A 19,891-nucleotide genomic window follows, 5' to 3' on the forward strand; every position below is an offset into this window, starting at 1 on the left:
AATGTCATGCATCATATTTTTTCAATGATACAGTTTGTATAATCGTAGTCTATTACATTATGTAGGAGCGGGGTTAACATGTTAATAAAACCAAAGAGGTTACAAGCAGGAGATATCGTAGCAACAGTAAGTCCTTCATGGGGCGGTGCAGGTGATTCTGAAATAAGATGGCGATATGAACAAGGAGTAAAAAGATTAGAAGAAGTTTTTAGTCTTACGGTTATCCCAATGCCAAATAGCTTAAAAGGTAGCGAATACCTTTATAACAATCCAGAGGATCGTGCGGAAGATATAATGACAGCATTTAAAGATACACGCGTGAAAGCAATTATCGCGAATATTGGCGGTGAAGATAGCATCCGGTTACTTCCCTATATAGATTTTAATGTGATACGCGAAAACCCGAAAATTTTTATGGGGTACTCTGACGTTACTATTTCACATTTATTTTGTCATAAAGCAGGCCTTTCCTCTTTATACGGTCCAGCAATTTTGACCGATTTTGCCGAAAATGTAGAGATGGATCCATACACAATTGAAATGGTAAATCGTACCCTCTTTTCAAATGAAACGATTGGCGAGATTCAACCAGCTCATGAATGGACAAGTGAGCATTTAGAATGGATTGAAATAAATAAGGATACAAGACGTACGATGCAGCAAAACAATGGATATGAGCTACTTCAAGGCTCTACCACTGTACAGGGGCGCTTAATTGGTGGTTGTATTGAAGTATTGGAATTTGCAAAAGGAACGGAACTTTGGCCTGAGAAAAAACATTGGGAGAATAGTATTCTCTTCTTTGAAACTTCTGAAGATCATCCAGAACCAAGTTATATAAAATATTGGTTACGAAATTATGCAGCACAAGGTATTCTGCAAAAAGCAAAAGGAATCATTTTTGGTAAACCGAAAGATGAACAATACTATGAAGAATATAAACAGGAAATATTACAGGTTATGAAGGAACATAACTTAGAAGATTTGCCGATTCTTTATAATTTAAATTTTGGCCATACTGAACCGAAGTTTATTTTACCTTACGGTGCAATGGCAGAAATTAATTGTGAAAATGGATCTTTCTCTATTTTGGAAAGTGGCGTGGAATGAATAAAAACACTCCTATGAGATATGTCTGTGAATTGGTACTTTTTAAAAGTATATAATTGGAGGGAGATTACGTGTATGGAAGTAACATTTACAGTAAGTAAGTGGGATGAAAAACCAATCGATGATAATAAAAAAGATTTCCCTATTAATATTGCTCATGTCGAATATGATATTGATGGGGAATTAAAAGGAACGGCTTTTGTTGAATACTTATTATATTATTTAGACTCAAATATAAATGATGGTCACTTAGCTACTGCTAAAATTTCTGGATTTTTACACTTTGAAGGGATTTATAAGGGGCAACAAGGGACATTTACAGCTCTAGAGCAAGGAATATTTGATAAAGGAAATTTAGATTCCCCAGGAACAATTATTAAAGCTACCGGTAACTTAGAAAACCTGAGAGGATCCTATAATTATCAGTTTACAGGTCAAACTAGTAAACTAATTTTAGAGTTTGAATTTCAGCAAAATACCTTATAATTTAGTGGAAAGGACATTTCTTGTAATACTAGGAATGTCCTTTTTGTTGACGAGTTTATTCAAGTTAAAAATGAACAGAGTATATTATCAGTATTCAGCAATGCATAAAATTTTCTTCATGGGGGAATTAAAAATCTACGCCCTAGAGACATCATGCCCCCACCTATTCATTTCTTTTCTTACTAATTAAAGAATAATCCCCGAAAAACTCCCCTTCATAACTTCCTTTTCAAGTTGATTCCTACATATAAACGTCGCAATAATTTTTGTACGATTTTTTTCATCAGGCTCAAATTGTTCAATAGTTACGTCACAACGAATCGTATCGCCGCTAAAAACAGGACGTAAAAATTCAAAATCCATTTTGCGAGCTAGTACGTTATAATCACCGCCAATTTTTGTAGGCAATGTTGATGTTAACAGCCCTTGTACAACAAATCTTCCCTGCTCATCTGGTGTAACATGATGAACGCCTTCATCTTTCGATACTTCTGTAAATAACGCAACATCCCCTTTCGTAAAAGTTCGTTCAAAGGTGATTTTTTCGCCTACTTGCAATTTCATTCATACCCCTCCTCAAAAACACTTGTAAAATAAGAAAAACCGAAACTAAAAATCATTTCGGTTTTTCTAACTAAAGAAGTCTATTTATTTTAAAGAATGAACAAACAACCCGCTGCGAAGTTTCGGTTCAAACCACGTTGATTTCGGCGGCATGACTTCTCCGGCATCTGCGATTGCTAATAAATCTTCCATAGATGTCGGATATAATGCGAATGCTGCTTTGTATTCGCCGCTGTTCACAAGGCGTTCTAGTTCTTCTAGCCCCCGTATTCCGCCAACAAAATCAATGCGTGAATCAGAACGCGGATCATGTATTTCAAGCACTTGGCTTAATAAATGATCTTGCAGGATAGATACATCTAAACCTCTAACAAGATCATTTGCATCAAATGTTTCCTCTTTCACAGTAAGCTTATACCACTTCTCATTTACATACATACCAAATGATTTGGGCTCATTTGGTTTATACGGAGAAACAGTTGCTCCTTCTACATAAAAGTACTGCGTAATTTGATTTAAAAACTGTTCCTCTGATAAGCCATTTAAATCTTTCACAACTCGGTTATAATCCCAAATCGATAATTCATCATGAGGGAATAGAACCGATAAGAAGAAATTAAATTCCTCTTCTCCTGTGTAATTTGGATATTGTTCTCTTCGCATAAGTCCTACTTTTGCAGCTGATGCAGAACGGTGATGCCCATCTGCAATATAAAGATTAGGAATATCTTCAAATGCGTTTACTAAAGTCGTAATTACATCTTCATCTGCAATCTTCCACGCAACATGCTTAACACCGTCTTCTGCTGTAAATGTATAAATTGGCGCATGCTCTTCTTTCCAGCTTCTAATTAAATGCTTTACTTCATCTTTTGTACGGTACGTTAAAAAGATAGGACCTGTATTTGCGTCACACACATCTACGTGGCGAATACGATCTAGCTCTTTTTCATGACGTGTTCTTTCATGTTTTTTAATTGTATCATCTTCATACTCATCAATAGATGTACAAACGACAAGGCCTGACTGCGTTCTTCCTTGCATCGTCAGTTCATAAATATATAGCGCTGGCTCTTCATCTTGTATGAACACTTCTTCTCGTATAAATTGCTTTAAATTGTCTCCCGCTTTTTCATACACGCGATCATCATACGGTGACAGTTCAGGATCTAAATCAATTTCTGCTTTATCAACATGCAAGAAAGAATATGGATTCCCTTTTACAACTTCCCTTGCCTCTTCACTATTTAATACGTCATACGGTAAAGCTGCCACTTGTGCCGCTTTTTCCTCTACTGGACGAATGGCCCGAAACGGTCGTATTTTTGCCACATTCCTCTCTCCTTTACACAATCATTCGAACGGCTACAACACCTGTAATTTTGCTTATATTTTCTACAATATTCTCTTTTATTATATCATCAATTCCGTTATCGATATCAATCATTGTGTATGCCCAAGAATGTTTACTACGATTAATCATATCGGCAATATTAATATGATGTTCCGCTAAGCATCCTGTAATTTGCCCTACCATATTCGGGACGTTTTGATGCATAATTGTAATTCGTTTCTTTCCGATATACGGTAGCTCTACGTTTGGATAGTTTACTGAATTACGAATATTTCCTGTCTCTAAATATTCACGTAATTGACGTGCTGCCATTACTGCACAATTTTCTTCTGATTCAGACGTAGATGCACCAAGGTGAGGCGTCGCTGTTACATTTTTCATCTTTATTACGTTTTCATTCGGGAAGTCCGTTACGTAATGTGTAATAATATCTTCTTCTAATGCTTTTTGAAGAACCTTTTCATCTACAAGTTCTCCTCTAGAGAAATTAAATAGACGCATCCCTCTTTTCATCTTCTCTACAGCGTGTTCCCCAATAATCCCCTTCGTTTGATTCGTAAGAGGAATATGCAATGTAATATAATCACATGTTGCAAAAATTTCATCTAGGCTAAATGCTCTTTGCACATGTGTAGAAAGACGCCAAGCTGTTTCAACTGAAATGTAAGGGTCATATCCGATAACATCCATCCCTAACGCTAACGCATCGTTCGCAACTAAAGCACCGATTGCGCCAAGTCCGATAACACCTAGACGTTTCCCTGCAATTTCTGATCCAACAAATTGTTTTTTTCCTGATTCAACAAGCTGTGGTACTTCTTCACCCTCTAAGTTTTTCGTCCAACTTACACCATTAATAATGTTACGTGAAGACATAATAAGACTGGCAATAATGAGTTCCTTTACAGCGTTTGCATTTGCCCCCGGCGTGTTAAATACTACAATTCCTTTTTCTGTACATCGCTCGACAGGAATATTATTTACACCAGCGCCAGCTCTTGCAATCGCCTTTAAATCTTTTGAAAACTCTTCTTGATGTAAAGAATAGCTACGAAGCAAAATTCCATCTGGATGCTTGATTCTATCTCCTACTTCATAACGTTCTTCAGTAAAAACTTGCAAACCTTTTTCTGCAATTTGATTTAACGTTTGAACACGAAACATATCCCCATCTCCCTATCTATTCTCAAGCTCAAATTCCTTCATATAATTTACTAATTGCTGTACGCCTTGTACTGGCATCGCATTGTAAATACTAGCGCGCATACCACCGACTGATCGATGCCCTTTTAACGTAACAAGTCCTCGTTCTTTCGCTTTTTGTAAAAACTCACTGTTCAGCTCTTCTGACGGTGTTGTAAACGGAATGTTCATAAGTGATCGATACGTAGGATCAACTGGTGAAGTAAACAATTTAGATTCATCTAAAAAATGATAAAGAAGTGAAGATTTCATTCTATTTTGTTCTTCAATCGCAGATACTCCGCCTTGCTCTTTCAACCACTCTAGTACAAGTTTCGTTACGTAAATACTAAAGGACGGCGGTGTATTATATAAGGAGTTATTTTTACTGTAAGTTTCATAATTTAACATTGTCGGACAAGAGCGATCTGCTCCCCCAATTAAATCTCTTTTTATAATAGCAATCGTTAAGCCCGCAGGTCCTAAATTCTTTTGCGCCCCCGCATATATAAGACCAAACTTCGAAACATCATATCGCTCTGATAAAATATTTGAGGACATATCCGCAACGAGCGGCACTTTTTCTACATGTGGAATGTCCACATATTTTGTCCCCTCAATTGTATTATTCGTTGTAATATGTACATAATCTAGTTTTTCATCACTTAATAAACCGTCCAGTTTAGGAATCGTAGTAAACTTCTCTTGCTCGGAAGAAGCAATCACTTGTACTTCCCCAACTTTTTCGGCTTCTTGCAATGCCTTTTTAGACCATGAGCCAGTTAGTACGTATCCAGCTTTTTTATACGTATTCATTAAGTTCAACGGTATCATAGAGAATTGTAATGACGCACCGCCTTGTAAAAATAAAACTTCATACTCATCAGGGATGCTCATTAATTCACGAAGTAAGTTACTCGCTTCCTCTATAATACTTTGAAAATAAGAAGATCGATGACTCATTTCCATAATAGACATGCCTGTCCCGTTATAATTTAATAGCTCCTTTTGCACTTTCTCTAAAACTGGCAAAGGGAGTATTGATGGTCCTGCTGAAAAATTATAGACTCTCTCCATTACCCTCATAACCTCCCTATTTCTCATCGGATTATTTTTTAAACTTTCTGAATTATAACCTAAAATATAATATGTGGTCAATTTGTTTTCTATTATTAGGGCGCAAGACGCGATGGAATCGCTTGCAAGTGCAGACTTTTTTATGGACATATAAAAAAGTGTTAAGTACATAATCGTACTTAACACTCTAATAATGAAAGAATAATAGCTAATCGTTCGTAAAGAACCGATCAAAAATTTGATAAATAGCAGAGAGACCAATGAGCCAATAAATAGTGTCCACAAGCGCCGGCATAGAACCAAACCATTTCTCAACTACATTGTAATCTAACGCTACAAATAACCAATTCAAACCGCCAAGAATCACCAAAATTACTGTAAGGTAAGACAAAAATTTCATTATGATTGCCCCCTAGGTGATAAGATGGTGAAAGGCCTTTCACTAGAAATATATGTAGTAAACTTTAAAACTTACCTATTTTATAAAATTTATTTTCTGTACCACCCGTTAATAACTGCCTCTGCTTCTTTACTATGTATTTGATACGCATGTGTACTATCATTAGAGCCAATAAACCAAATTGAAAAACCTTTAAAATATGGTTTCGGTTCTAATACATCGCGGTAAGCACGCCATCCATTTAATTGCACATCCTTCGAAAACACATTTGAAACATCTGGATTCCATGGATTTTGTAATCCAAGTTCACGTGCTGGAACGTTAAATCCACCGAAGTAAACTGGCTTTCCTGTTGCATTATGTAATTGTTCCAATTGCTGAACAACATTTTGCCCACGATTATATACTGTTGTCGCAAATAAACTTTGCTTCACTTCTTCATATGTTGGATTTCTTTTTCCTGAAACTTCAAACCAACTGTCTATGCTAACAATATCCACCTTTTTTAAATACGGGCGATTGATTTTTTCTTTAAACTTCGCTTCATAAGAAGGGTCCCAGCTTGCTGTTAACCACCAGTTCATTTGATACAAAACATTTCCTTTATACTGATTACGAACAAAATCAATTGTATCGCTCCAGTATCCTTCTGCATACTCCATATTCACGAAATTAGAAGCAATCTTTAGTCCATACACATTGTATTTACTTGTAATGGAATTAAAAATATCTTGCAGAATAACCGTCTTCCAATTCCAGAAGAAATCATTAATGTTACTTGGGTTCCATTCTGTCTCTCCAACATTCCCCTGCTGAATATACGGGAACGGTTCCACTATAACTTGAATATTACGCTTTAATAATTCTTGAATTAAAATAATAGCTTGTTGCTTTTGCGCTTGATTAATTACCATGTTCGTAGAAGTCACATTTGGGATATCTACTTGAATCGGTACATTTACTGTATTTAAATTTAAGCGCTCTACATCAGCTAACACTTTCGCTACATTTCCAACTTCCCATACTGTTACGTTTCCTGATTTGATTTTTCCAGATTGAACAGTATTTACATCTGCCTGTACATTTCCTTGAAAACAAAAAGAAAACAACATAAGAAACACTCCTAAAAAACTTATTAAACTCTTATTTTTCTTCACAACTTTCCCCCTATAATTTTTGGCTTTCTTGATTATTTTATACAACGTTTCATATATATTCCACAAAAAATCCAATAAATTTTTATTGATAAAAATGCTATTCATCCTTTATTCACATCTTACTCATACTAAGCTCCTAAAAATAGTAAGATAAATAAAAAAGGAACGGATTTCCGCTCCTTTTTTATCTTTTTACAATTATCAATCCATTTCCCTTTTAGGCTCTACCAACATGATATGGGATTCCTTTTCAGTGAAAGGTTTATGCTCAACGCCTCTCGGGACAATAAACATCTCGCCTTTAGAAATTTTCACCTGTCCATCACGAAAATCGATGAACATCTCCCCTTCAAGCACAATAAATAGCTTATCTGTATTAGGATGCTCATGCCATATAAAATCTCCATTAGCTTTAAAAAGCTGAATTTGATCGTCATTCATTTCACCAATCACTTGTGGATACCAATAATCGTTAATTTTAGATAACTCGTCATTTAGTTTAATAGGTTGGTAATGGATAATAATCCCTCCTCACTTTCAAATTCCACTATATTACAGTAATATAAGTAAAAAAGTCGTTATTACGCTTAAAAAGAAAATGCTCCGGCCAGAACTTTTCATTCAGATCGTACAAAGGAGTGATTTCAATGAAAGTACTTTCAATCCAATGTTTCCTTTAACTCTCCATAAGTATAGAACAGTGATTTTCAAATAAGAATGGACCCCTGTTGACATTAGTATGGATTATTGATGAACTTCTCGCGATATTTAGTAGGCGAAATGCCAACTCGCTTCTTGAAAACTCTACTAAAATAAAAAGGGTCTGCGATTCCAACAGCCTGCGCAATTTGTTGTACAGGCACATCACTTGTACATAACATTTTTTGAGCCATCTTTATACGATAGTTCAATAAATATTCTGCTGCCCCCATACCTGCATGCTTTCTAAACACGTAAGAAAGACGATTTCGATTAACATTATTTTGTTCTGTAAGTGTATGAATTGTAATATCTTTATAATAGTATTTACGAACGTAACTAGATATTCGTTCGAATAAAGTATGCGACTCATAGTTGTTTTCTCTATTGACAACACTTAATAAAGCTTCATTCAACGCTTCGCGAAACAGCATTTCGGTCTGAAGCATCGAAATGCCTCCACGCTGATTATACACATCCCAAAGACGCATAAGTAATTCGACAAGACGAGGAGATTGTCCTGTTAATAATTCAAAATGCTGATGAGTAAAGCAAGAGTCTTCTCGTTCTGAATTGCTTATCTGATATAAAACAAGAATATATTCCCAGTTTATTTCACCAAGCATTTTATGGGCTAATGTCATTTTTGCACCCCCATGTATAACTTTTCCTGGGGAAAGGATATACGGCGTACCATTAAATTTAAATTGCGTCTTCCCTGTAAGTGGAAATACAAATCCTGGGAAAGAATCTGTAGACTCAGCACAAGGCACACCTGGATTTTTAGCATAACGATATACTCCTTCTACTCGGAAAGGATTATTGGCAAGATACTCTGCTAACTCATTCACGTCCAACTTCACAATGCACGCCTCATTTCAATAATAGTTTTCTTGTAATTCGCGAGATTAATTGGTGTACATTCTGGGCAACGCTAAACTAAAAATAGTACATACGACTTAACAAGATCTGGTTATTAACCTATAAATATATTGTTTTTCATTTATTGACAAAAGTATCCTCCCTATATTATTGATAATGGTTTTCATTGTAGTTTGATAAAAAAACATTTGTCAAGTTGGATGGCCTAGAAAAATGACGAAACAAGGGGTACAGAGGGACCGTTCTGTTGCAAATAATACCTGGTCTTTGTTAACTAATTCCCCTCAAAACTGAAATAATCATGTTAATAGTTGTAATGGCTTTATTTGTTACAGCACTTGCAGCATGTGGAAATAATCGTAATCCTGAAGAAGTTGCTACAGCGTATTTCGAAGATGGAAACAGCCTACTATCAAATTAAATGATAGTAGGCTGGCTGTTAAAATTATTTAAGAACTGGGTTATGTTCTAAATGATAAGCTTTCATTATCAAAAAGATTATTACTAGTCCCTCCACAAACAAAAACACCCTATCACTTCGGTTCTAAATTTAGCACCTTACCCTCTATTCCCTCCGTATTCAATGTAGTCGTATGATACGTTCCACTTACCCAATCATCTATTTGATCATGATACCAATCGCTTCTAAAATGTCCCGACTGTCCTGGCCCTACGATATGATAACCATTTGACATATCTTTCGTATCAATAACAAATCGCCAAGAAGCCCCGTGATTTACAATGCCGTTATCGCCGTAACTCGCTGCTTGAACGGTAACTTGACTTCCGCCAATTGGAACTGGTTTCTCACGATTAAAAGCGAGTAACGCTAACATACTAGATGATTTCGAAATTGGATGTGTAAAAGCGAGTTGATGATAATCGCCCCACTTCCAGGCCCCAACATCGGGTCCATATTCCTTCTGCAATTTCTTCATTACATTCTCGTACGATGTATGCACAACTTTTGTGAAACCTCCGTACTTAGAAAACCATGCACTATTTTCTCCTGCTACTTGTTTCCGGATTAATTCATCCACAACTTGTGACTTCCCTTTAAATAACTCCATTACATCTTTCGGTATTTCTTTTGAAAATAACGTATTTGAAATCTCTTTCATTAATAAATGGAATATTAATGGTGCCGCTTCATCTTTACTATCGTAAAAATTCCACTTTGTTAATTGGTTTACACCTTCTTTCTCTACCTCATTTAAAGATGCTTTATTTAACTCTTTTAAAAATATAGGAGTAAACTCTTTCCCGTATAAATTCTTTTGATCCATCTGTAACTCTTCTAAATCTTTCACCGTATACTTTTCCTTCTCTTGCAAAAATTCTTGAATACGCATTTGCCTATATGGCTGTGCCCACGTATTGCTAATATGGTACGGATAATCATCATCAACAATTTTATTATTCGCAGTTGAAATAAAACCTTCTTTCGGATTTATAACTTTCGGCAGCTGATCAAATGGAATATATCCTTCCCATTCATATTCATCTGTCCATCCTGGAACAGGCAAGCTACCATCGCCTTTTTTACGCACTGGTATATTTCCATTCGCTTTATAAGCAATCGTGCCATCGTTTGATGCAAACACAAAGTTTTGCGTTGGTGTATGGAAATCTTGAAGAGCGGTTTCAAACTCCGTCCAGTCTTTTGCTTTGTTCATATTTAATACAGCTTTTAGCTCAGCTGACGGTTCTAAAGCAGTCCACTTTAAAGAGAATACTGTTTCCTTCCCCTTATCCGCAAACTCTGAAATTACTGGCCCATGCCTCGTAATCGTAACGTTATAAGGAATTGTCTTCCCGCCTTTTACTTTAATCGATTCATCAACTACCGTAGCTTTCTCCCATTTATCGTTATACAGAAATTCATTTTCATTATTAGGATTTCTCTTCTCAATATATAAATCTTGCACATCAGGCCCCGTATTCGTAACGCCCCACGCTATTTTGTCATTGTGGCCTAATATAACACCTGGTACTCCAGCGAAAATAACGCCACTCACATTTAAACCTTTCATTTCAAGTCTCGTTTGATACCAAATAGAAGGCGTCGCAAGAGATAAATGAGGATCATCTGCTAAAATTGGCTTACCTGACGCACTCTTCTCACCGCTCACAACCCAGTTATTACTACCGTTAAACTCCGGCGGAATTATCGTTTTTGAAAAACTTTGTGCTACGTCCACATTTGTATTTTTCAGTTCAGCTAGCAATCTAGGAGCATCTTTCGGATATGCAGGAAATAGCTCATTCGCTTGCTCTTTCGGAAGATTTTTCAGCGCCCAATATCGAAATGCCTGTCCGTGCCAATGTCCTCCTAAGTCAAATGCCATATACTTCCCAATCGTTAAAGTATCAACAATTGACCACTCAGCAGGTTCATAACCTAATATAGTAAACTCAACTGGTAATTTCTTTTCCTTTTTCGCCTCACGTATAAAAGCGTTCACCCCATCAGCAAATGACTGCAGGGCATCTTTCGCTTCTCCATTATATTGACTAACTGAAGCTTCGGCCGCTCGCCGTAAACCGAGTGTTCGAAACAATTTATCTCGGTCAACAGCTGCTTCCCCAACAACTTCACTTAACATACCAGACGCTTGTCTTCTACTTAAATCCATTTGAAACAAACGATCTTGCGCTTGCACATATCCTTGTGAAAAATATAAATCATGTGCATTTTCCGATTTAATATGCGGTACACCTTTACTATCACGCTTCACCGTAACAGCCTGTTGTAAATCCTCTAGCTTTATCGTTCCATCTATCTTTGGCATAGATTTCAGCGTATATATGTTCAAAAAAATCGCAGCGGAAATAACTAACAAGAGAACGATACTACTAGCCCAAATAAAAATTCTTCTTCCCCTTTTTCGTTTCTTCTTTATAACTACCTCCATATAACCACCCCTTTCTCACACTATTCGCTTCTTTTTGAGAATGAACCTTTTAAAAACATTAAAAAACCCCCTTCATTTTCCTACCAATGAAGGGGGTCTTTCTTATCGTTTGCTACGCCAACTTTCATTATGCCCAAGATTTGCACCTGTCGCTACTTGCACATCATATAACATTTCACTAAAGAAGCGTTTATCTACTTCTTTTGGTACAATGCGTCTTTCATCATCAATTTCATCGTATTCATATGAACCACGATTTACCGTACCTGCTTTATAAAATTGAATGTCAAATACACATACATCTTCTTCATCTTCATAACCAATCGGCGCTCCGCTAAATGAAAGCTCTGCCACACGCTTCGGTAATATGTAAATACCACATTGCTTCGTTTTCGTACCAGTTAACAAATATATATAAAAATAACGCTCCTCTGGCGTTAAATCTAATATGAATTCATCTTGCCAAAAGTTCACCTGCACATTACGGTATACCGCCATATGTTTCCCTCCACTCTTTGCTAGTAAATAAGAAGATTTTAATCCTTCATTATAAAAATAGGAATGCGGGAATGGTTTTGGCATTCGAATTACAATTTTTTTTACTACTACAACGCCGGTTTCATTTTTTCGTGCTTGTTTTGTTCTTGTAGTTGTTTTTGTTTTTTCTTAGTGATTTATTACTTGGTAGGGGCTTATGAGGGGCTTGGAAGGGCATTCTGCATTACAATCTATGAAATACAATTTGTTCTTCCTACTAAATAGGAGCTATTCCAAATTATTATTTTGGATAGCTCCTTTCAAATTCTTCCTATTTTTTACTTCTACCAATGTCAGCTTCTACATACAATTTATTCTGCTATTTGCAGGCAGTAAAACTCTCATTTCAAAATTCGGTGAATAAACTGCTCGATTGCAACGCGAGTGGCCCCACTGATTAAAGTTTTATTTTATTTTTGCATTGAATCTAACATCTTCACAATAAAGGCAGCTGCCTGACCACGAGTTGCTGTACCTTGGGGATCAAACTCATTATTTCCAACACCATTAACTACCTTTAAGCTGTATAATCGTTGAACCGATTCTTTGTATGTTATTAAATGCTTATCTGTAAATGGTAATGCTACTAACTCACCTGTAATTCCTTTGTATCGTAATGATTTGTCAATCATAATAGATACTTCTTCACGAGTAATTGGTGAGTTAGGATCAAAAATCCCTTCACCACGACCATTAATAATTCCTGCACTTGCACAACGTTTAATACCGTCATGAAGTGATGGATGTGCCTCATTAATATCTACAAATGACTTATTTCCCTCTGGTAGTTTAAGAGCATTCGAGATTAATTTCGCAAACTCCGCTCTCGTTACATTTCGATATGGCGCAAATACACCATTGCCTTCACCTTGCATAATACCTAGACTGTTTAATTTACGAATATGCCCTTCAAACCAGCCACCTGTAATATCATCTTTTGGTTTTTGTACTTCTTCCTTAGGCTTTTGTACTTCTTCCTTTGGTACATTGTAGTTAATTTTAATCCAACTTGGGTCATAGAAAATCCATTCTCCATTACCTACTTTATACCAACCATTTTTAACCGCTAATACTTTGTAACGATCTCCGTTTGAAGCTTTACGTACAACACGATGTTCAATACCCGCATCACTACGTACATTGATGCCACTACCATTTACCACTAGTTCCATGCTAGGTTCAGCTGGATTATTTTCATTTGGATCAAATGATTCATTTTTATCTTGTAAAGGCGTATCAATCTGCGCATTTATATTTGCATACCACTGAATTCCTTGTACGAAACCAGCCCAATTACCACGTGAAATTAAAATGTCAGGACATTTTTTCCCGCTCCATTGTTGATGCTTGTAAATATGATCTGCACCAATTCCTTCTTTGTTCATTAAATAACCTGCAAGTCGTTTTGCATTTTCTAACGCTTTATTGTAATCACCGTCTTGGTTAACCGCAATCTCGATACCGATAGACTCCCTGTTTCCTGATCCATCTCCATCTCCTGCATGCCAACCGTTTTCGTTTGTTGGTAAGTGTTGATAAATTTGTTTATCGTCTACAGTAAAATGCCATGAAGCTGTTCGGAAAGTGCCTTCCGTTGCTTGCTTATATAGATATTTCGCATGATTTTCAGCATTAGCACCAGCGGCCGTATTTGCCGTCTCATGGATTGTAATGTAACGTGCTTTCATCGTATTTGCAGGACGAATATCAGAGTTTCCTGCTGGAACAATCCACTCTACAAATGGAACTCCTGCAAGTGTTCCATATTTCTTCGTACTCGGTGCACTATATTGAATACCTCTTGGCTTTGCAACAGGTTTCATTTGACGATCAGATCCATCATTTCGACCATCTACAGATTCAAATGCCTTTTCAATATTTGAAATAGCTTCCTTTTCTGCTACTTGCCCCTTCTTTGCATCTTTCATTTTGTTTAATTCTTCTGTTTCATCATGTTTATGCTTATATTCTTCTAAAAGCATTTTTTCATTTTCAGATACTTCTGCTTCGTTAACTTGTACATGATCAGGAACTTCCAACTTGAAATTAGAATAATTTAATCCGCTCGTTCCATGTTCTCCTTGGGCAATATTTAGTTGATCAGTTTGAGATTTGTTTATCTCTTCTGCTGATGCTGATAAAGGTACACTCCCTAAAATCACTAGACTTGTTGATAGTGCGATTACTTGTTGTTTGATTGTCTTATTCATTATTATAAATAGATATACACACATTTTCGCCGTGTATATATCTCAACCTCCTTTTGTTGTCATATTAATTTTAAAAATACGAATCTACTATGTACTTCTAATATATTTTCTTTTTATTTATATATTTAAATTATATTATTTTATGCCCATTAAGAAAATATTTATATGTCATCCCTACAAATGAATTTCATCTAACATACTTTTTACAAAATCCGTCAACAAAAATTATTTTACAACTAATTACCAATACCGTCAAAAGCATTTTCAACGATCCACACTTTAATAGCTATAGTAAATGCTATTTCTTTCACATTATATACTATTACAAATTACCTTTAACTTGTCCGACAATTTCGTTTATCGTATTTCGATCAAACTTATCACTAATTTCGTATGGCTCACGATCTCCTACGAATTGCACGCCTACAATATCATTGCGATCCTTACCGTATTGCACTTCAATAATAGATCCACGCTCTATTTGTTTCCAAATGAGACCTACTTCATCTTTATTATCTAAAATAATGCAGTCTTCAATATTTTCATCAATCCCAATTAACTTGTTATCATCTATATATCCAATCTCGTATTGTTGCCGTTCTTTCGCTTTTCCGCTTACTAGTATACCTTTGCTACCATATGAGTAATCCGTATAGTCCTTTTTCTCCTTTTGTACCCCTTTCGGCTTTTGTGCTTCAGTTTTTTCAGCAGCTCCACAACCTGTAATAAGACTGATTGGCATAACCATAGTTAATACTACTCTAGTAAATTTCTTTATCATTTATAACTAACCTCACATACTTAATTTAAAATGCTATTTATTTCCTTATTATAAAATAACATGATAATACAGAGAAAGAGCCAAAGATAAAATATTATTTACATCCGTATTGTCCCTCCCTTTACATTAATATAGTATCCTCATAAGTATGAATAGCTAGGCTTTCAAAATTAATACGGGAATATTATAGAAAGTAGACATCCTACTCACATACGATTAGTATTAGAATTGAAAATATATAAGCTAGATGATTACTTATATTAAGGAAGGAAGTGCACAGCTATGGATTTTAAAACAGTCATGCAAGAGCTTGAAGCCCTTGGTAAGGAAAGAACGAAAAAAACATACATCTCTAACGGTGCACACGAGCCAGTTTTTGGCGTAGCTACAGGTGCTATGAAACCAATCGCTAAGAAAATAAAAGTAAATCAAGAGTTAGCTGAGGAACTTTATGCTACAGGTAACTACGATGCTATGTACTTTGCAGGCATTATTGCAGATCCAAAAGCTATGAATGAGTCTGATTTTGATCTCTGGATGGACGGGGCATATTTTTATATGCTATCTGATTATGTGGTAGCAGTAACTTTATCGGAGTCAACTATCGCCCAAGACGTTGCGGATAAATGGATTGCAAGTGGGGATGAGCTACGAATGTCAGCGGGCTGGAGTTGCTACTGCTGGCTTTTAGGAAATCGCAAAGACAATGAATTTGTCGAAAGCAAAATTTCCGATATGCTTGAAATTGTAAAAAATACAATTCATGCTGCGCCAGAACGAACAAAATCTGCTATGAATAATTTTATAAATACTGTAGCAATTTCATATGTGCCACTACACGAAAAAGCAATCGAGACTGCAAAAGAAGTTGGTATAGTTGAAGTAAAACGTGATAATAAAAAAAGCAGTTTGTTAAATGCTTCCGAAAGTATTCAGAAAGAAGTCGATAGAGGAAGAGTTGGTTTCAAACGTAAATACGTTAGATGTTAGATTATTAAAAAAGGTGTCAATCAAGAAAGATTGGCACCTTTTTTAATGTAGAAGTAGAAAATGAACTACCTCCCTAAAAATAATTCATTTCCCTCTTTACAACTTATATGTTAGAAATTTCTTCTTTCACTTTATACACCCTATCTCTTTTCTCATCGTTTTTAACAAAAGTAAGCTTTCCTTCTGTAACAAAACCTTCCAATGCTAAGCATACTTGTCCATATGCTTTTGGCTTATTCGTTGTAAATCTTTCATCTGATATTTTACCAGATCGTATTAATTGTTCGCATAACTCCAGTGCACTTATTTCTTCAGAATCCATTAATTCCAATATATCTTTTTGCAATGCTGATAAAGGTGCAGGTATTTCGGCTACCTCTACCTTTTCTTTTTTATCTTCTTTTTCGTCTTCAAATAAATCTTCAAATGAAATTTGATTCATTACATCTTTTCCTTTCTCATAACGAATTTGCTTAACATGAACTGAACCCTATATGTACTAGAACTTTTACATTTAGTTATTGTTATGTAGTCCTTACCTCTTTACATAGATTTTATAACTCATGTACATTATTTTAAGTAGTATATTTCCATTATACCAAATATACGTTCTGTCATCTATTGTAGAATTCGTTATTACTGAACTGAAATCAATAGTGAATATCCGGTGCACAAATCATGCAAACAAAAAAATGCTAATCGCATTGTTTGAACTACTTCCACATGTCTATCAAGCTAAGAAAAACGAACATCCAAAATAAAAAAGCGAGGTTACTATTGTAGTACCTGAAAAGCAGGCAGTCTTTAAGGCTTAGTTAAGTAAGTATTCTATGTTGTGAATGAAAAAGGATCTGATATGAATATCAGATCCTTTTTCATTGCTTCTTTTATAAATGTAACTTTTTTATACATACATCGTTTCACACGATAACTGGTTCATACGTGCTTACATTATCATACACTGTTTTCGCAATTCTAGGAGGAAGATTAACACACCCTCCAAATCTGACTTTTTAATAGAATCAAAGTGTATTTTTACTTACCAGACTTAATTTTTTCGTTATATTCTTCTAAAGTTAACCCTTTTTCTTTTAGATAAACAGCAACTTCTTTTCCTACATAACGATAGTGCCATGGCTCATACTTAATGCCAGTAATATTCTCTTTATCTTTTGGATAGCGGAGAGTAAATCCATACTCTGCAGCATTCTTATCTAACCATTTGAATGCATCGGTAGTTTCAAATTTTGCATTTAAATCTTCTACAGTATTCTGCCATTCAACTGAAATAATGTCTAACGCTAATCCAGTATGATGTTCACTTGCACCAGGATACTGAAGATATTCCAATGCTTTAGCACTAGCTTCTTTGTCCGACAAACCTTGAGATTTATAGCTTTTAACTGAAGCATCATAATACGTTTGTTGTAATTTTATAGCTCGATAACCTGATCTTAAATAAAGATTGATTCCCTCTTTTTTTGCAGCTGCTACCATATCCTGATAGGAAGTTGCAATTCTACTATCTATTTTCATATTCGGCTTAGCATTTTGGGTAATACTTGTTAATTCAATTCCTAGTTCCTTTGATAACATATGCTCTCTATTTACAAGAATAATTCTCCAATCATTAGGATCAGAGATAGGTAAAACATCTTTTTTATTCGCATGTATCTCTTTTTTATTTTTATCGTTATTATTAGTAGTTTCCTGAGATGTTTGCTTTCCACTACAAGCAGCAAGACTCCATCCCATTGCCAATACCAATGCTAAAATTATAAATTTTTTAATTGTATCTCATTCCCTTTTTGTTTATTAGTCTTTATACCAATTTCCCAACACGTCTCTAGGAATCTCCTTGAAATCCTTCAAAGAAACGGGGCCGACAAATTTTTTAATTCCATGTTTTTTAGACTCTTCATCCGAATAATCTTTTAAAAATTGAATTTTAAATTGTTTCTTACCATCAGCGTAGTCGGTTACTGTCGGTACGATTGCCGCTTGTCGTATACCAAAAGTTTTATCTTCATACTCAACAAATTGTACATAAGATAATCCTCCAACCAATGTTTCTAATTTTTCTTGCGCAGAAATAAGATTTCCAAGAGAATAATAGATTAGCGTTTCATGTCCATCTTTATTTTGTTTCCACTCAATTGGTTGAATTACATGTGGATGATTTCCAATTACTACATCTACACCTAAATCTGTTAAATATTGAGCAACTTCTTTTTGTTGCTTTGAAGGTGTAGATGTATATTCTACTCCCCAATGCACCATAACAATCACCATATCAGAGCTACTCTTTGCCTTTTCCACATCATTTTGTATCGCTTTTTTATCAATTAAATTTAAAGCCCAAGACTTATCAGCCGGAATTTTAATTCCATTCGTACCATATGTATAATTTAGTAACGCAAAGCGAATACCATTTTTTGTAATCGTTTTTATTTCATTACGCTCGTTTTGACTCTCATTAATGCCTACTGGGATAACATCCGGATATTTCTTCCAGTATTCTCTTGTATTCGCAACACCTTTAATACCCATATCCATAGCATGATTTGTCGCTTGAGTCACTATATTGAATCCAGTGTCCACTAAAGATTGGCCTACTTCTTCAGGTGTATTGAAAGTCGGATATCCCTGTACTTTTAGATTATTTCCTGCAATTGGAGTCTCCTGGTTCACGATAGCAAGATCACTTGATTTAACAGCTTTTTTGATATTTTCATAAATATAGTTATAATCATATGAACCGTCTTTTTGTTTGCCATCTTTAATTACTGCGTCATGATATAAATTATCACCCGTTGCTAGTAAATTCACAACCGATTTTACTTTTTTATCTTCCGTAAAATTAGGAGACTGTTGGATAGGACTCTTCTCTACCCAATTTGGTGCTTTTAATGATGTATCTATATTAGATTCAGCCGGTGGTAATGAAGCTTTAGATGTCTTAACATCTGTATTACCACAAGCAGTTAAAAGCACTAAAAAAATAAGACATAATAAAAAAAACTTTTTACTTCTCTGTAAAGTATCTAACATGTGATCCTCTTTTCTGTTTTATTACTTATAACCAGTTCTAACAAATCATTCTTTAAAACAACGTATTTTGGTTTTGCCCTTAATTATGGAAGGACACTCTGTTACATCTGCTTCGGAATATACAGATAATCATTTTCCATTCTCTAGCAATCTATCAATTCCATCAGAATTGATAGATTGCTAGAGAAACATGATCCATCAGGATGTCGACTAGTTTCATATACCTGTTCCAATTGCAGTAACTCGTTTAATCTAAACAAGATAGAAGAATAGTTCATATAGCCTCTTCTCTTGCTTTACGTTTGTGAGTGGCTCCAAAAAGAGGGGATCGTTGCTGTACCCCCTTTAAATATTATGGAATCATTGTAACTAATTTCTTTACGTTAAGCGACAAACATTATACCGATAACAATAAGTAAGACCCAAGAACTTATTTTACCAATATACAAAAAAAGTAGCAATCTTTTGACCCATATAAAGAAGCCAATTAGGAGAA

General features: G+C 35.3%; 17 protein-coding genes and 1 pseudogene. 3 read left to right on the forward strand and 15 right to left on the reverse strand.

All coding sequences use genetic code 11. From position 1 onward, the window contains the following. Positions 1-78 precede the first annotated feature (78 nt). Together N2V79_RS15575 and N2V79_RS15580 are read left to right on the forward strand one after the other, a co-directional pair. Positions 79-1,110 (forward strand): S66 family peptidase, encoded by a 1,032-nt coding sequence (locus N2V79_RS15575; RefSeq protein WP_200458158.1) that lies wholly within the window; start codon positions 79-81, stop codon positions 1,108-1,110. A 75-nt stretch (positions 1,111-1,185) separates the two neighbouring features. Then, on the forward strand, positions 1,186-1,596 hold the full coding sequence (locus N2V79_RS15580) for a DUF3224 domain-containing protein (protein WP_340720041.1): 411 nt from the start codon (positions 1,186-1,188) through the stop codon (positions 1,594-1,596). A gap of 186 nt (positions 1,597-1,782) precedes the next feature. Here the strand turns inward: N2V79_RS15580 and N2V79_RS15585 are convergent, their stop codons facing one another. From N2V79_RS15585 to N2V79_RS15640, 12 genes and pseudogenes are all read right to left on the reverse strand, one after another. Next, on the reverse strand, positions 1,783-2,160 hold the full coding sequence (locus N2V79_RS15585) for an enoyl-CoA hydratase (RefSeq protein ID WP_098679676.1): 378 nt from the start codon (positions 2,158-2,160) through the stop codon (positions 1,783-1,785). Between the two features lie 84 nt (positions 2,161-2,244). Beyond that, a complete protein-coding gene (locus N2V79_RS15590; protein WP_340720042.1) occupies positions 2,245-3,492 on the reverse strand; it encodes a DUF1015 domain-containing protein in 1,248 nt (415 codons plus the stop codon). A gap of 13 nt (positions 3,493-3,505) precedes the next feature. Continuing rightward, positions 3,506-4,678 carry a 3-phosphoglycerate dehydrogenase family protein gene (locus N2V79_RS15595; RefSeq protein ID WP_025686842.1) on the reverse strand — a complete coding sequence of 391 codons (1,173 nt, stop codon included), beginning with the start codon at positions 4,676-4,678 and terminating at the stop codon, positions 3,506-3,508. Positions 4,679-4,690: 12 nt separating this feature from the next. Continuing rightward, complete coding sequence (gene serC, locus N2V79_RS15600) at positions 4,691-5,773, reverse strand: 3-phosphoserine/phosphohydroxythreonine transaminase (RefSeq protein WP_340720043.1); 1,083 nt, start codon at positions 5,771-5,773, stop codon at positions 4,691-4,693. A gap of 208 nt (positions 5,774-5,981) precedes the next feature. Next, positions 5,982-6,173 (reverse strand): DUF378 domain-containing protein, encoded by a 192-nt coding sequence (locus N2V79_RS15605; protein ID WP_000670804.1) that lies wholly within the window; start codon positions 6,171-6,173, stop codon positions 5,982-5,984. Positions 6,174-6,262: 89 nt separating this feature from the next. Next, positions 6,263-7,330 carry a glycoside hydrolase family 113 gene (locus N2V79_RS15610; RefSeq protein ID WP_000739788.1) on the reverse strand — a complete coding sequence of 356 codons (1,068 nt, stop codon included), beginning with the start codon at positions 7,328-7,330 and terminating at the stop codon, positions 6,263-6,265. Positions 7,331-7,531: 201 nt separating this feature from the next. Beyond that, on the reverse strand, positions 7,532-7,771 hold the full coding sequence (locus N2V79_RS15615) for a cupin domain-containing protein (protein ID WP_000997182.1): 240 nt from the start codon (positions 7,769-7,771) through the stop codon (positions 7,532-7,534). A 293-nt stretch (positions 7,772-8,064) separates the two neighbouring features. Continuing rightward, a complete protein-coding gene (locus N2V79_RS15620; RefSeq protein ID WP_340720044.1) occupies positions 8,065-8,892 on the reverse strand; it encodes a helix-turn-helix transcriptional regulator in 828 nt (275 codons plus the stop codon). A gap of 552 nt (positions 8,893-9,444) precedes the next feature. Beyond that, positions 9,445-11,826 (reverse strand): penicillin acylase family protein, encoded by a 2,382-nt coding sequence (locus N2V79_RS15625; protein WP_000454334.1) that lies wholly within the window; start codon positions 11,824-11,826, stop codon positions 9,445-9,447. A 102-nt stretch (positions 11,827-11,928) separates the two neighbouring features. Continuing rightward, positions 11,929-12,174, reverse strand: a pseudogene (locus N2V79_RS15630) (MolR family transcriptional regulator); the annotation flags it as partial. A 599-nt stretch (positions 12,175-12,773) separates the two neighbouring features. Next, the gene (locus tag N2V79_RS15635) at positions 12,774-14,573 is read right to left on the reverse strand and encodes an S-layer homology domain-containing protein (protein WP_340720045.1); all 1,800 of its coding nucleotides are present in this window, start codon (positions 14,571-14,573) and stop codon (positions 12,774-12,776) included. Positions 14,574-14,895: 322 nt separating this feature from the next. Next, positions 14,896-15,354 carry a hypothetical protein gene (locus tag N2V79_RS15640; protein WP_000591650.1) on the reverse strand — a complete coding sequence of 153 codons (459 nt, stop codon included), beginning with the start codon at positions 15,352-15,354 and terminating at the stop codon, positions 14,896-14,898. Between the two features lie 282 nt (positions 15,355-15,636). Here N2V79_RS15640 and N2V79_RS15645 point away from each other — a divergent pair, with 282 nt between their 5' ends. Next, complete coding sequence (locus N2V79_RS15645; RefSeq protein ID WP_340720046.1) at positions 15,637-16,344, forward strand: DNA alkylation repair protein; 708 nt, start codon at positions 15,637-15,639, stop codon at positions 16,342-16,344. Between the two features lie 103 nt (positions 16,345-16,447). On the opposite strand, the gene N2V79_RS15650 is transcribed toward N2V79_RS15645, so the two are convergent. The 3 genes from N2V79_RS15650 to N2V79_RS15660 all read right to left on the reverse strand — a co-directional run bounded on the left by N2V79_RS15650 (position 16,448) and on the right by N2V79_RS15660 (position 19,395). Next, the gene (locus tag N2V79_RS15650; RefSeq protein ID WP_001071898.1) at positions 16,448-16,786 is read right to left on the reverse strand and encodes a DUF3895 domain-containing protein; all 339 of its coding nucleotides are present in this window, start codon (positions 16,784-16,786) and stop codon (positions 16,448-16,450) included. Positions 16,787-17,379: 593 nt separating this feature from the next. Further along, positions 17,380-18,111, reverse strand: a complete 732-nt coding sequence (locus tag N2V79_RS15655; protein WP_000241993.1) for a M15 family metallopeptidase — start codon at positions 18,109-18,111, stop codon at positions 17,380-17,382. Positions 18,112-18,159: 48 nt separating this feature from the next. Continuing rightward, positions 18,160-19,395 (reverse strand): CapA family protein, encoded by a 1,236-nt coding sequence (locus N2V79_RS15660; protein WP_000887596.1) that lies wholly within the window; start codon positions 19,393-19,395, stop codon positions 18,160-18,162. Positions 19,396-19,891 lie beyond the last annotated feature (496 nt).

This window comes from Bacillus sp. CH_70, assembly GCF_038007045.1.
In the GTDB taxonomy this organism is placed as follows: Bacteria; Bacillota; Bacilli; order Bacillales; family Bacillaceae_G; genus Bacillus_A; species Bacillus_A cereus.